Source organism: Brevibacillus massiliensis (genome assembly GCF_000311785.1).
Taxonomy (GTDB): Bacteria; Bacillota; Bacilli; order Brevibacillales; family Brevibacillaceae; genus Brevibacillus_C; species Brevibacillus_C massiliensis.
In genome coordinates this window covers 59,614-73,818 of record NZ_HE978544.1, presented here as the reverse complement: position 1 = coordinate 73,818, position 14,205 = coordinate 59,614, and the positions used below count along the sequence as shown (strand labels likewise).

Below are 14,205 nucleotides of genomic sequence, written 5' to 3'. Positions count from 1 at the left end.
TAATAATGGGAAAATTATTAATTGAAAAATATTTCTGTTTATTTTATAATAAATATTGGATCCAGTATCCGAAAATAAATGGCACTGTTATTGATTTTCGGCATTAGAGCCTTGTCAGGGGGGATGTGGAAAAAAGTAACTGGAAATTGATCAGAAGAGACTCTGCAAGGACAGGAAATAAAACCTATTTTAAACATTGAGGGAGGTATACCAATGTCATGGAGAATTGGAATTGATATCGGAGGTACGTTTACGGACGTAGTAGCTTTTAATGAGAAAACAGGCAGCAGAAAAGCATTAAAAGTCCGATCAACACCAAAAAATCCTTCAGAAAGTTTCCTGAATGGGATTCAATCCTTAAGGGAGATGGGTATTCAATCATCCGACATATCCATGGTCATGCATGGTACAACCGTTGCAACCAATGCAATCCTTGAGAGTAAGTATAGCGAAATGGGTTTGATTGTAACGAGCGGATACAGAGAAATGTTGGAATGTGCACGGCAAACGGTACCGGGTGATTTTGGTGATATTGTTACATGGATTAAACCGCCTCGTGTAGTTCCTCTTGAATTAGTCAGAGAAGTCCCGGGTCGATTGGACTACAAAGGTGACGAAATACGGCCTTTGGACGAAGAAGCTGTAAGAGAAGTTGCCAGAGAATTCAAAGAAATAGGTGTCCCCGCCATAGCCGTGTCATTATTAAATTCTTATAGGAATCCTTCACACGAAGAAAAAGTTCGTGAGATTATAAAAGATGAATATCCTTCCTGCTATGTCTCAATTTCGACTGACGTCATCAGGGAATATCGGGAATATGAACGTACGGTCAGTACTTGTTTGAATACGGGTCTGATGCCGTTACTTTCAAGCTATGTGGAAAAATTAACAGAACAACTTGAAAACACTCAAACCAGAACACATTTTTACATCATGCAATCCAGCGGAGGATTAACTGATAGCGAAACCATTAAAAGACAGCCGATTAGTGCGGTTCTGTCGGGACCCGCAGCTGGCGTGGTATCGGCGGCATCCTTAGCAAAAACAAGTGATTTTTCCAATCTAATCACACTTGATATGGGTGGAACCAGCACCGATATTTGTCTGATTGAAAACGGAGAACCAAAGATGCTCACGGAGGGTCAAATTGATGTTTACAACATCAAAACACCGATGGTCGATATGACCACAGTCGGTGCTGGCGGCGGATCTATTGCATGGTTGACAGCGGGGAATAGTTTAAGGGTGGGACCAGAAAGTGCAGGATCTGAACCCGGACCGGCTTGTTATGGATTCGGCGGTGAACAACCTACCATAACAGATGCTCATCTTGTATTGGGCCGCATTCCCACTTCATTGGCAGACGGAAGCGTAGTACTGAACAGAGAGGCATCCAGAAAAGTCATAGAAGAAAAAATTGCAGTTCCCCTAAAATTAACTGTAGAAGAAGCAGCCGAAGGGATTATCCAAATAGGAACCGAAAATATAGCCAGGGGAATTAATGTGGTGTCAATTTCCAGAGGACAAGATCCCAGGATGTTTACGCTGTATCCGTATGGCGGTGCTGGTGGATTACATGCTTGCCGATCCGCCGATATTTTAAAAATTAAGAGGATCATTGTTCCTCTACTTCCCGGTTTAACTTCAGCCGAAGGGTTACTTTTAACAGACATTAGAGCAGATGAAGTAATAACAGATGTCCAACGGGAAGACGACCTAGATATTGAAAAACTCCAGTCCGAATTTAAGATAGTTTGTGAAAAATCGGTAAATTATCTAAAAAATGAAGGATTTAATGAGGAAAATCTTAAAATTCTCTGTTTTATAGATTTCCGCTATTGGGGTCAAGCGTTTGAAATTAGGGTACCTGTTGATCTTCCTTCCAACGGTGAGGTTTCGGAAAGGATGATTAGAGAAACGATTAATAAATTTCATCGTTTTCACCTTGACCGTTACGGTTACTCCTATGAAAACAAAGAACTGGTTGAGATCGTGAATATTGGTGCCACAGGAGTAGGCGTACTTAATCCGTTGCGGCCAGCGGATTTTAATTGCAACTCTCGTGATCTAAAAGATGCGCTAGTTGGAGAAAACAAAATGTACGTAACCCAAAATGGAGAATCAGGATTTTATCCGGTGCCCGTTTATGACAGATATAAAATTCCAGTTAACAAATCGTTTGAAGGACCTGCAATTATTCAACAATTTGACTCTACGTTTGTTTTGGAACCCGAATGGACTGCACAAGTTGATAATCTGGGTTATATCATCTGTGAAAAAAAAGGAGGAAAGTAAAATGAAAATTGATATGAAAAGGTATGAAGACAGGGAGAAATATGATCCTTTTCGATTCAAGGAATGGCCAAGAAATGATGAACATTGGCCAAGAATCCAAGAGAAAAAAAAGCACCTGGATCCTTTAACCGTCGATATTATCGAGGGTGCACTTGAATGGGCCATAGATGAAGGTGAAGCTGTAGTAGAAAGAATGGCAAGAGGTTCAATCATCCGGGAGCAACATGATTATCGGGCTTCCTTCAATACAGTGGATTGTAATAGTGTCACCCATGTATCCTGGGCAGCAACCGCGGATCCCGTAAGGAATTACTATGATCTTGAGGATATTCGTCCGGGTGATGTTTTTCTGTATAACGATGTTTATGCATCGCTTGGAACCGTTGGGCACCTCCCTGATTACTGTGCGGTAATTCCAGTATTTAGCGATGGAAGAATTATTGGATTTTCTCAAATTTTCGGCCATTGTACCGACGTGGGGGGTCGAGTAGTAGGAAGCTGGCCCCTATCTTCAACAAGTGTTTTTGAAGACGGGACAATGTGTCCACCGATTAAGTTGTATGATCAAGGAAAAATAAACGAAGAAGCTTATCGCATTATACTGAGAAACAGTCGCTTTCCAGATGAGTTACGCGGGGATATAGACGCATTTATTGCTTGTGCCAGACTTATTGAACGTCAGGTGCTTGAATTGTGTCAACGATATGATACGGATACTGTGGAAGCTGCTTTTTACGAGATTATGGAAAGATGTGAAAAAACAGTGGTAGAAAAAGCCCTTCCTCAGATTCCAGAGGGGGTATATGTCGGAGAAGATTTTATTGAAAATGATGGAGTGGATCGTGATAAGCCGGTTAAGATTAAATTAACGATTCGTAAGGATTCCGAACGAATGATTGTGGATTTTGAAGGAACAGATCCTCAGACCAAAGGTCCTGTAAACTGGCCGATGGATGGCAGACACTTTTCAAAATGGCTTGGTGCATTTATAAAAGGGTATGCGCCTGGTATGGTAATTAACGATGGATTAACCAAGGTATTTCAGTGCATGCTTCCGCCAAAAACAGTTTTATCTGCAAGGTTTCCAGCCCCTTGTTCGGACAGAATGGCTTCCATGTTAATGATGATCAACGCATTTACCGCTGCAATGGCAAAAGCAACAAAAGGAAACGTGGTAGCGGCTATGCAAAACATTCAATTATATGCCATCTTTGGGGAAGATGATAACGGCAAGCCGTTTTTGTACCGTGAAATCTTTGGAGCTGGTTCTGGAGCAAGACCATACGAGGATGGTACCGATATGGTTGATTTGGTTCCAAACTCAAAGAACTTGCCTGCCGAATTCATTGAACAACGTTACCCCGTAATCGTAGAGCGAGTCGGAGCATACATTGATTCTGGCGGTCCCGGCAAATACAGAGGAGGTCTTGGTTACTTGAAAGATGTTCGGGCATTGGTCGATGGATATTTTTCGCCTGTAGCTTACCGAACTGAATTTGCCTGTTTTGGCGTGAACGGAGGTAAGGCAGGGAAGCCTGGAGTTTGCTGGATCAATCCTGGAACTGCGGAGGAAAAAAAGATCATCCACAGCCATGAAGCCATTCCTATTAAAGCCGGGGATATTGTTCGTATAACCACCCCTGGGGGCGGAGGCTGGGGAGATCCCTTGGATAGAGATCCTGAAAAAGTACGTCTCGATGTACAACGGCGTATCGTATCAATTGAGAGTGCCAAAGACGATTACGGTGTTATCCTGCACAAGGTTGATAATCCCAGACGTGCGTACGAAGTAGATGAACTAGCTACCAAACAACTTAGAGAAGATATCAGGAAAAATCGGGAACCGCTTAAATTAATTGATCGTGGAGAACGGGTAAATCAATTGATCAAAGAAGGAAAGATATCCGTTTCTGACTACGACATGCCTGCTTACACGTAAAATGCGAACTGCATAATAAAAATGTTTATCGCCACCATAGTTAAGCAAGTTCAAATGCGGATACCAGGAGTTCATTTTTTGTTGTCCGCACACCAACCAAGAGAATCATGTTGGTTAAATTTTTATATGATTATGAATATTGTATTTTAAGTGTCTAAGTATGAAATATGGAGGTGATTCTCTGTGAAAAAAGAACTTCCTTTTCTTCACCTAAAAGTTCAAGAATCGGATCCGTTTCAAAGAGGAAAATTTATAGGTGAAAGGGTCTCTGATAAAATAAACGGAAACGTTGAAATTTACAAAAAGATTTTCAAGGAGTACGCTAACGCCGATTGGGACACCGTACAAACTAAAGCACTCCGATTTGTCGAACCCATTCAGGAGTACGCGCCCGAAATGATTGAAGAATTGAAAGGGATGGCGAAAGGTTCTGATTTGGATTTGGCGGATTTAATCGCTTTAAATGTAAGAACTGAGATTATGTTTGGTTTTTCACAAGGTGTGAGCGCAGAATGTACTGCTTGTGCATTATCCAAAAACAATACAACAAACCAACACGTGATAATTGGGCAAAATTGGGATTGGAAAACGGATGTACAAAAAAACACCATAATAACGGAAATAGAACAGCCGCCTTATCCCTCCATCATGATGATTGCCGAGGCAGGTCATTTGGGCAAAATCGGATTTAACTCCGCGGGTATCGGTTTATGTGCAAATTTACTTGTCAGTTCATTAGATAAGGGGGAAGTAGGTGTTCCGTTTCATGCCATTCTAAGAAAAATACTGAATTCGCGAACTTTTAATGAAGCCGTCAGAGCGGTGACTCTAGCAAACAGAGCTTCTTCCGGTAACTATCTTATTGCAAATGACAAGGGAACCATTTTGAATTTGGAGACAGGACCAGGCGGAAAAGAAAATGTTTATTATCTGGGGTCTGATGAAGGGATATTTGGCCATGCTAACAATTTTTTAGTCGAAACTGATTTCGAAGATAAGACCTTAGGGATATTACCAGATTCTCCAGCTAGAGCGAAAAATATTAAACATGAATTATCGAAATTTGCTGAAGTGAGTGTTGAACATATACAAGATACTTTAAGGAACCATGATAACTTCCCCAATTCAATATGCCGCCATTCGGAACCCATCAACCAGATACAAACATTAGCATCCATCATCATGGATTTAACCGAAAAGAGTATGACTATAGCTCCCGGGCCACCATGTGAAAATTCGTTCACAAAGGTGTATCCTGACTTTTATAAAAAAATAAATGCTGTTTAATTCAATAATAAAACCAGTAACCACCTCAAATAATCCATTTTTTGAGGTGGTTTTAAATCTGCAATTTGTCGGCAACTTCTGCAAGTTACAAGGCGTTTACAATGACCACATCGAGATTTTTCTTCAAGTCGATCTCATACGAGGGATGGATCAAGGTTCCGTCCGGTTCCCGGATCACCTTGACCACCGGACGTTGAATCGCATCGTAGTCGATCATGGAAACAACGCCGATTTTCCCGTTGCTCAGCAGAACCTTGCTGTTCATTGGATACGCACAGATATGCTGCGTAAATGTTTCGACCAAAGTGACGTCAAAGAGTCTGTGGCTGGCGCCATACAGGTACTCGAGTGCCTCATGGCGCGTGCAGGCACTGCGGTAGCTTCGGGGCGATATCAGGGCATTGTACGCGTCGGAGATGCCCACGATTTGCGCGTAAGGATGAAGGTGCGGCTGCCGCAGCTGGTGCGGGTAGCCGGAGCCGTCCAGTCGCTCGTGATGCATCAGCGCGCACAAAGCTGCCGCTTGGGGAACATCCCTGTGGCTGCTCAACATCTGATAGCCCAGAACCGTGTGCGTTTCCATTTCGGAACGCTCTTCTTTTGTCAGGGGGCCGGCCTTATGGATCAGGCGTTCCGGGAGTTGGGTCATGCCGATGTCGAACAGCAGCGCGCCAATCGTCAACTCGTACAACTGCTGCGAATCGTATCGCTGAGCCAATCCCACAATCCCGCTGGTGACAGCCACCCGCAGCGAATGATGGAAGCGGACGAGGTCCGTCTGGTGGAGAAGCGTCAACTGCTCCAGGAGATAGGGATGGGAAGCGATCTCATAAAAGATATGGCGATACAGCTTGCAAAACGTTTCACCGATATCCGAGGCGGATATCCGCTCTTTGATATGGTGGGAATAAATAAAACCAATGAGGATGTCGCGGACGACGGCTTGTTCATTCGAAAAACGAGGATGTTGTGTTTTCCGCTGAACTTTTTTCACCCTATGAACCCTACTTTCTCTTGGTATCGGTCGCTGGATCGGCGTGCTCTCGTTTTCCGGCTGTGCCTGCTCCCCGCCTCGCCCGGCATGCAGCCAGCGGAGACGGAGGCCATTTCCCTTTTTGTTTCAGGTCGGAGATAATCCACGGCAATACAATATTCACCAGTCTTTGGCCAACGCTGCTCTTTGCCCGCGGCGATTGGTCCTCTTCCACACGAATCACACCCCTCTCCCATTCAAAGAAGCCAATTCACTACTTATTCTGAATAATATTTATTTATCAATAAGTTGTCAATATGATTGATAAATATTTATCGAGATAGATTTGCCTGCCAATTGTGATGTGCCGGAAGCCATCATTTTGGTTCAAAGCTTAAGCGTCCAACCGGGAGTCTCGGGATGCCGGCCAAACGATAAATATTTATCAAACGGCAGCTGTTTTTTGTATAATGGACTTACGGAGGAGATGGGAGATGAACTATTACCAACTGGTAAGGGAATACATCATGGCCAGCGGCTTGTCGCATCGGGAAATATCGAAGCAGTGCAAAGAGAGGGGAACGTCCGTATCACAGGCGTATATCAGCCAAATCGCCAAAGGGGCCGTTCCGCCCGCTTCTGATGAAGTGAATCGAGCGATTGCGGCAGTGACCGGCGGCGACCCGGAAGCCCTGATCATCGCGGGCTACAGGGAAAAAGCACCTCTCGTCATCCGCGAAATGTTGGACCAGGCGGACAACGTAACCGCGCTGATCGGCAGACATATTGATGTGCTGGTGGCAGCGATGTCCGATGAATACGGCTGTCTCGACCCGCTGTATCGCCAGCTGCTGCGAAACGCCTTAAAGGATAATGAGATAGAAGTGACTGACGAAGACCATTTTTTGAAGTACGACTACCAGGCCAAATTGCTGCTCAAGTCGCTGGACATCGAAACGAGACTCAAAATCTTTACTCTGATCGTCGAATCCTCGCTCGGTGTCGGCCGCAAACCGGATAAGCTCACCGGCAGCCCGGCTGAGGAACAGAGCAACATTTCCCGTGCGCGGGCCTTCCTGCGCGTGCCGGTGGTCAGCCAAATCGATGCCAATCACCCTCGGCTCATCCGGGAAGAGGCAATTGACACCTGGGTGGAGATGTCCAACCCCTACAACTATCGGGATGGGGACCTGTTTTATCTCTCCGTTCAGGACGACTCGATGGCAGGCAGCCGTATCTGCAGCGGCGACAAGGTTCTGGTCAAGGTTCAGTCCGTTGTTGAAAGCGATGACATTGCCGTGGTGATCCATGAAGGCGATGTGATGCTTCGGCGAATCAGGCATGCGGACGGCGGGCTCGTCTTGCTTTATCCTGACAATCCTCGATTCAAACCGCTTGTCATCGACGAGCGCCAGCTGCGCATCTGCGGAAAAGTGATTCAGGTCAGCTTTGAGCCGAACATGGCCAAATAGGGCAGTAAAACCCTGGCGTACCCATGGGCATTGCAGTGAGTATAACAGGGGAAGCGGCAAGGAGTGGATGCACTCTTCTGCCGTTTCTTACGTTTGGGATTCCTCGTCATCCGGCTGCGCAAGCCGGCCCAGGACCAGCTGCACAGCGATGGCGTCGTCCAGGTACCCGATGGGAAAGACGTAGTCGGGGATGATGTCGGTTGACAGGATGAAGTAGAGCAGGGCGCTGCCCAGAAGCGCGCGCTCATTTTCCTTGACGTCTTCCATGCAAAAGAGCTCAAACATGTGCTTCAACTGGTCAATGAACGGTCCGGCGCCGCTGACTTGTTCGACTTTTGACCGGAAGTCATCGAGAATCATCCGCTGGCCCTCTTCCGTGAGGGCGTATTTTTCGTACTTGGCCAGTTCTTGTTTTACCCGTTCCGTGGTGAACTGCTGGTCCAACAAATTGGAAGAGACGAGGACTTCCTGAATGGTATCCACCGATTCGTGAATATCGGAAGGCTTGCCGTCACCCTGCTGTCTGCCAACGTCAAAGCCGGCTGCCTGAAACAGCCGTTCCGTCGGCACCCCGAGGTGGCGGGCAAATTGTTGAAGGTGGTCGGGCTTGGCCTGTTGTTTGCCATTGGCAATTCGCGAGATCGTCGCCGTATCGATTCCGGTCAGGGCACTCAGCTTGCGCATGGAGAGTGCGCGTTCCTTCAACAGCTTTTTTAACATGATACCGAGATCAAGGTCCGTCCTATCCACAGACATCTGCGGGTCACTCCTTGCGGCTTCAGGCTTGTAAAAGGCCAGTGTTGAAACTTTCTCAACACTTTTGCGGGGGATAAGCACTTTTTCTCAACACTTTCAATACAATGGCTAAAAAAGTGTTGGGAGTGGAATGAAATATGAACTGGCTGCCCATCCTGGGTTTTGCAATATCGTCCAGTATTGACAATTTGGGAGTAGGCATTTCTTACGGCATCCGCGGGATTCGAATCGGTTTGGGTTCCAATCTGTTGATTGCCGTTATCTGTTTTCTCTTCAGTGAGGCGGGAATTCTGTTCGGACAATGGCTCTCCAAGGTCTTGCCTGGAATCTTCCCGGTACTGGCGGGAGCCTTTTTGCTGTTCGTCATCGGTCTTCGCATCATTTTGATGGCCGTTCCCCGCAAGCGAGACGCGGCCAATGAAACGGTCACAGAAGCGCCTGCCAAAGGGATAAAGGGGATACTGAACAATCCTGAGATTGCCGATTTTGATAAATCCGGGGAGATTGGATTCGGCGAGGCGATCGTACTTGGCATCGCGCTTTCTGCAAACGCGCTCACCAACGGATTGGGCGCGGGATTGCTTGGATTGTCGCCGTTGGCTATATCGCTGACAGCCGCTGTCGGAAGCTTTGTCACCGTCTGGGCGGGAGTTGCCATAGGCCGCAGAGCGGCAGCTGTTCGCATCGGTTCGTTCACTCTGGGGCAGTTTGGAACCCTCTTGAGCGGCGTCATTCTGCTCGTGATTGCGTACAATACCCTGTTCTAGAGAAGGGGGGTTTTCCTCCTCGTCTCTACATATTACTATGGACACATGGTTCCTATGACAAGAGAAGGCATCCGCCGGAGACAGGGAGTGAATCGTTTGCGGCCACCCGTAATCGGAATTGTGACATCGAAAATGTTTTTCCCGGGAAACACCTTGGATCGGTATATGTACGTGTCTTCAGGCTATGTCGAGGGAATCGCGAGGAGCGGCGGCATTCCGGTTCTGCTGCCGCTAATGGAGCGCCCGGACGCCCCTGTCCGCGATATGGCGGCAGCGGTGGACGGCATCATCCTGAGCGGCGGAGAAGACCCGGCGCCGCACCTGTACGGCGAACAGCCGCTGCCGGGTCTGGGGGAGGTCGATTACGAACGGGACTTGGCCGAGCTGGCTTTGATCAAGGAGGCTGTCGCTTTGAAAAAGCCGCTGCTCGGGATCTGCCGGGGAATGCAAATCCTCAATGTGGCGCTGGGTGGCACGCTGCTGCAGGATATACCGACACAGGTGAGCGGGGCGCTGCAGCATTCGCAAAAAGGCTCCCGCCAGTATGGAGCGCATACCGTTCGTCTCAGCCCGGGATTTATTCTGGACGCACTCGGGCAGACAGAGGTGCTGGTCAACACCTCCCATCACCAGGCGGTAAAAGAGGCTGCACCGGGACTTCGCGTCACCGGGACGGCGCCGGACGGGGTGATCGAGGCGATCGAGAGCGATGACGCCATGATTGTAGGGGTGCAATGGCATCCGGAGCGGATGTGGGCGCATGACGACAGGATGCTGCGCATTGCCAAAGCGTTTGTGGAGAAAGTGATAAAAAGCAAGGGAGACTGCCCGTAATCGGTAATCGGGCCGGTCCTCCCGCCTATCTCCAGGCGTCGGGCAAAAGATGGCCTTCCGCGACGATTTTTGCTTCGCCGGCCAGGTATATCTCGTCGATATGCTCTGGCCCGATTTGAAAGTCTATCTGCAGTACTCCGCCCCGCGTATGCAGGTTTACCGGGGGACGAGTCTTCCCCAGCAGGCTGGCGATGATCGCCGAAGCGGTTGAGCCGGAACCGCAGGCCAGCGTCTCATCCTCTACACCCCGTTCATAGGTGCGGATGCGGATCGTTTGACGGTCGACAGGCTCTATCAGGTTTACGTTTGTTCCGTTGGGAAATACTTCGGACGCGTATCGCATGGCGCGGCCCAGTGTATAGGCAAATTTGGCGATGCACCTTGCGCCGTTGCCGCACATTTCCCCTTCGCTGCCGTCCGCATTGAAATACCTCATGGAAAAATCGCTGACCGAAGATTCCTCCAGGAACAGAACGCCGTCGGCCCCGAGCGAAATCCTCCGGGAGCAGATGCGTTGAACGAATGGTGCGACCTGGACCGAGTTCATTCGGTTCCCCCGGTTATCGATCACAATGAAGTCATTTCCGCATCCGTTCATTTTCATAAAGGGTATTTTTTCCATTTGACTCCATCCTTTTCGTGTATTTCGGTTGATGCCTTCCAAAAGGCACAGGAATCATTTTTTCATCAGGTAAAGGAGAATCCATGCCGGGATCAGCAGCAGGGCGTCCCTGCCGATGGCTGCCCAAGTGATGACGGTACTGTCGCCGGGACCAAAGCAGCCGCACCCGTAGGGCATGGTTTGACCGACGTTTAAGGACAGCAGCAAGATAAAGGCAAACAACAACACTTGATAGGCCCAGACAGCCGTTTTCCGCATGACGGGGACCCAGATGGCGAGGCCAATCAACAGTTCGAGGATCGGCACGGCAAAGGCGATCGGAATCTGCCAGCCGGACGGGATGTAACGGTAATAGGAGAGAATCTCCGTAAAAGAAAAGATGTCCGTTATTTTTCCGTAGGCGGAATACAAGAGAACGCATGAGATGACGGCCTGCACCAGGAAGGCGCTGCTACTGCTGAGTGAAAAACGCTTCATAATCCTCTTCTGGGTGCTCGCCCACAATGCGCTTTACTTCCTTGCCGCCCCGGTAGTGCACGACAGTGGGAGTTCCCTCGATGTTGTAGAGATCCCAGCCGTCGCTGTACTTCTGAATGTTCAGCGGGAAGAGCGGGGTGTTTGTTTTTTCGGCCAGGGGGATCATGTACGGCGCGACGTTTTGGCAATATTCGCAATTGTGCTGATAAAAATAAACGAACGTATCTTCATTCTTATTCAGTTTTTCCTGCAGTTCAGACAGCGATAGCTGGTTTTTGTACAAGTCCGTGCTCCGGTTAAACTGAACCGCCATCAGGGTGGCAATGACGGCGACGATGACGACGAGCGCGCCGATTCCGATCACAGTGTTTTTCGTTTTTGCCCGCAACGGTTTTCCCCCCCCCTCATATGTAGTAATGGCTGCAAACGTCCCCTGCGCTTCCACAAGGGACGTTTGGCTGCCTTATGATTTGACGCTTACTTTATGTTCCTGGTGATCGTGAATATCCCCTTTTTCCACGTGGACTTTGACCGTGTATGCTCCTTTGTCCAGCGTCACGGAAGCCGTATATTCGCCCGCCTTCGATTCCTTCGCTTCGATGAACTGGTGTTTTTCATCGTCCCCTGCCCATACTTCGAATTTGACGGCGGCTCCGGTGAAGGGTTCCCCGTCCTTTTGCAGATGGAGGGTGAAGTCGGCTGGCTGGTTGGCCGTCATGCTTTCGGGCGGCATAAAGTGCATCGCCAGGCCGGAATCGTTGTGTCGGTGACTGCTGTGCTGACTGTCGCCGGGCTGCGCTTCGCCGTGCTCGTGTTCCGTCGATGCAGACGCCCCGTGGTCGCCCTGTACGGTAAACTCCTGCTGCTTCATCGTGTGCATTTCCCGGGCCGTCACGTGATACATGACGAAGTAGGTGCCTGCTTGCGGCAGTTGTTTGTCGGCTGTGTACACGCCCGACCCTCTCCTTTGCGCCGGGAGGAATTCATGCTCGTCCTGCCCTTTTTGCCAGACTTCAAATTGCACGTCAGTCGCGTCGTCTACGAACTCGTCAGCCTGGGTCACGGTCACGGAAAAGGTAACCGTGTCTCCTGCGCCGGGTGTTTCGGGGGTCAGCTTTAACTCCGCCTGCAGAGGAGCGGGGGGCTGGGTCGATTCCGCTTTTGAACAAGCCGTCATAAGCACAAGGGCAGACAGCATGACCATGAATGCCTTTTTCATTTTCAACTTCCTTTCCCAACTAACTTGTCGATTGCCGACAGGATTTCATTTGGATCAAGACTTGCTCCCATTCCGAATTTTGCGCGGATGTTGTTGTTTTCGTCTACGAGGTAGGTGATGGTGGAGTGGGAGATGAGTCCGCCATCCACCTTTTCCGCGTAAAACTGGAGAGCTTGCGTAACCTCCTTGGTTTGGCTTTCCGTCCCTCTCAGGATCGTCCAACCGCTTTGATCCATCTTGAGGCGCTCGGCGTACTCTTCCAGTATCTCCGGGGTATCGTTTTCAGGGTCGATCGTGATCGTGACGAACTCTACTTTGGTTCCGAAGAGTCCCTGTTTTTTCAGCTGTTCCTGCAGCTCTACCATTTTCATGGTAGTGACCGGGCACACGTCAGGACAATGCGTATAGATGAATTCGAGCAATCGCACGCGACCGTTCGTTTCCTGCAGCGGATAGGCCTGGCCCCGGATCGTGTTCATCGTCACGTCGGGCAGTTGATTGCCCGACGACCTGGTATTTCCCCACCAAACCCAGAAGAAGAGCCCGGCGAAAATCAGGATGATCAGGATCACGATCAGCAGGTCTGCCCTTTTTTTATTCCAACTGATTTGACGGACAACCATTTTCCATCTCCTCCTTGACTTTGCTCGTTTAGGTTCTTTGCGGATCAGGAGAATCGATTACATTGGTCTTTTTCTCTTTGTTAAACCATTTGAAGAAGTTGTAGGCCAGAGCCGAACTGTATGCTATTTCTTGGAAGAACTTCATGACGATACCGCCCAACTGCTGGTCGTTTATGGTAGAAAGCGTGGTCAGCAGTGTGGGGCCTCCGTCCAGGCTCGCTGAGGAAAATGGCGTACACAGCATCGACGGGCCGTTTATATAGGTGGAATAGACGGGAGAACCGGCGAAGATAATTAATCCACAGGCCGGCAGCAGCAGAGCGCCGTTGACAAAGATGTATCCCATTTTGCGCAGTTCGGAAAGCCTGTTCATTTCCGGGACGGGGCAGAGAACCGGGAACCACATCAAGAAAGCGGCGACGATCAAGGTGAAGTGAAAAAGATTGTCCAGCAGATAGTTTTCCATGACCGCGTCGAAGATACCGGGATAATGGTAGAATGAGAACATCATATTGAAAAACAGCACGGTAAAGATCGGATTGGTCAGCACAACTGCCGCCTTTTTAAACAACCTCGTTCGGAACAAGGCACGGAACAGCCAGACAGGGGTTCCTAAATAGATCAATGGCGGCATGATAAAGTACAAGAAGGATTGCTGAAGCATGTGAATGCTGAACATAAAATGGCCGATCAGGTTGAGCGGACTGCCCATTCCTGCATAGAAGAGCAGCAGCCCCAATAGAAACAGCGCTTTTTGATAAAATTTTACTGGAGAAGAGTCCGGGAAGTAATCTCGAAACCGGGTTACCACCAACAGGTAAGCGGTGGCGATAAAAAGCGTGATCAAGATTACATCAGGACTCCAGACGATCTGAAAGCCGTAGTAGGCTAAAAAATCTTGTAATGCCATAAGACAGACCCCATTTCTGAAATTGGGTTAC

At 48.6% G+C, this 14,205-nt stretch carries 15 protein-coding genes; 6 read left to right on the top strand and 9 right to left on the bottom strand.

Annotation, left to right across the window (positions count from 1 at the left end; genetic code table 11):
- Positions 1–213: 213 nt before the first annotated feature.
- The 3 genes from HGBM_RS18405 (at position 214) to HGBM_RS18395 (ending at position 5,521) form a co-directional block, all read left to right on the top strand.
- On the top strand, positions 214–2,295 hold the full coding sequence (locus tag HGBM_RS18405; RefSeq protein WP_019122558.1) for a hydantoinase/oxoprolinase family protein: 2,082 nt from the start codon (positions 214–216) through the stop codon (positions 2,293–2,295).
- A 1-nt stretch (position 2,296) separates the two neighbouring features.
- On the top strand, positions 2,297–4,234 hold the full coding sequence (locus tag HGBM_RS18400) for a hydantoinase B/oxoprolinase family protein (RefSeq protein ID WP_019122557.1): 1,938 nt from the start codon (positions 2,297–2,299) through the stop codon (positions 4,232–4,234).
- A 183-nt stretch (positions 4,235–4,417) separates the two neighbouring features.
- Complete coding sequence (locus HGBM_RS18395; RefSeq protein WP_019122556.1) at positions 4,418–5,521, top strand: C45 family autoproteolytic acyltransferase/hydrolase; 1,104 nt, start codon at positions 4,418–4,420, stop codon at positions 5,519–5,521.
- Positions 5,522–5,606: 85 nt separating this feature from the next.
- Here HGBM_RS18395 and HGBM_RS27905 read toward each other — a convergent pair whose 3' ends face one another.
- Positions 5,607–6,515: an HD-GYP domain-containing protein gene (locus tag HGBM_RS27905; protein WP_019122555.1), complete on the bottom strand. Its 909-nt coding sequence runs from the start codon at positions 6,513–6,515 to the stop codon at positions 5,607–5,609.
- Between the two features lie 10 nt (positions 6,516–6,525).
- Complete coding sequence (locus HGBM_RS18385) at positions 6,526–6,729, bottom strand: hypothetical protein (RefSeq protein ID WP_019122554.1); 204 nt, start codon at positions 6,727–6,729, stop codon at positions 6,526–6,528.
- A gap of 259 nt (positions 6,730–6,988) precedes the next feature.
- Between HGBM_RS18385 and HGBM_RS29025 the strand changes: the two genes are divergently transcribed.
- Positions 6,989–7,966, top strand: a complete 978-nt coding sequence (locus tag HGBM_RS29025) for a LexA family protein (protein ID WP_019122553.1) — start codon at positions 6,989–6,991, stop codon at positions 7,964–7,966.
- 87 nt (positions 7,967–8,053) lie between these two features.
- On the opposite strand, the gene HGBM_RS18375 is transcribed toward HGBM_RS29025, so the two are convergent.
- Entirely contained in the window at positions 8,054–8,722 is a 669-nt protein-coding gene (locus HGBM_RS18375; protein WP_019122552.1) for a DUF1232 domain-containing protein, read from the bottom strand.
- 137 nt (positions 8,723–8,859) lie between these two features.
- Between HGBM_RS18375 and ytaF the strand changes: the two genes are divergently transcribed.
- The gene (gene ytaF / locus HGBM_RS18370; RefSeq protein WP_019122551.1) at positions 8,860–9,489 is read left to right on the top strand and encodes a sporulation membrane protein YtaF; all 630 of its coding nucleotides are present in this window, start codon (positions 8,860–8,862) and stop codon (positions 9,487–9,489) included.
- A 96-nt stretch (positions 9,490–9,585) separates the two neighbouring features.
- Entirely contained in the window at positions 9,586–10,323 is a 738-nt protein-coding gene (locus HGBM_RS18365; protein ID WP_019122550.1) for a gamma-glutamyl-gamma-aminobutyrate hydrolase family protein, read from the top strand.
- A gap of 25 nt (positions 10,324–10,348) precedes the next feature.
- On the opposite strand, the gene HGBM_RS18360 is transcribed toward HGBM_RS18365, so the two are convergent.
- From HGBM_RS18360 to ctaG, 6 genes are all read right to left on the bottom strand, one after another.
- Positions 10,349–10,945, bottom strand: a complete 597-nt coding sequence (locus tag HGBM_RS18360) for a diaminopimelate epimerase (RefSeq protein WP_019122549.1) — start codon at positions 10,943–10,945, stop codon at positions 10,349–10,351.
- Positions 10,946–10,999: 54 nt separating this feature from the next.
- Positions 11,000–11,422: a MauE/DoxX family redox-associated membrane protein gene (locus HGBM_RS18355; RefSeq protein WP_019122548.1), complete on the bottom strand. Its 423-nt coding sequence runs from the start codon at positions 11,420–11,422 to the stop codon at positions 11,000–11,002.
- Complete coding sequence (locus tag HGBM_RS18350; RefSeq protein ID WP_019122547.1) at positions 11,397–11,810, bottom strand: thioredoxin family protein; 414 nt, start codon at positions 11,808–11,810, stop codon at positions 11,397–11,399. Before HGBM_RS18350 ends, HGBM_RS18355 begins: the two co-directional genes overlap by 26 nt.
- A gap of 75 nt (positions 11,811–11,885) precedes the next feature.
- Positions 11,886–12,641, bottom strand: a complete 756-nt coding sequence (locus HGBM_RS18345; protein WP_019122546.1) for a FixH family protein — start codon at positions 12,639–12,641, stop codon at positions 11,886–11,888.
- A 2-nt stretch (positions 12,642–12,643) separates the two neighbouring features.
- On the bottom strand, positions 12,644–13,264 hold the full coding sequence (locus HGBM_RS18340; RefSeq protein ID WP_019122545.1) for an SCO family protein: 621 nt from the start codon (positions 13,262–13,264) through the stop codon (positions 12,644–12,646).
- Positions 13,265–13,292: 28 nt separating this feature from the next.
- Entirely contained in the window at positions 13,293–14,174 is an 882-nt protein-coding gene (gene ctaG, locus HGBM_RS18335) for a cytochrome c oxidase assembly factor CtaG (RefSeq protein WP_019122544.1), read from the bottom strand.
- Positions 14,175–14,205: the final 31 nt, after the last annotated feature.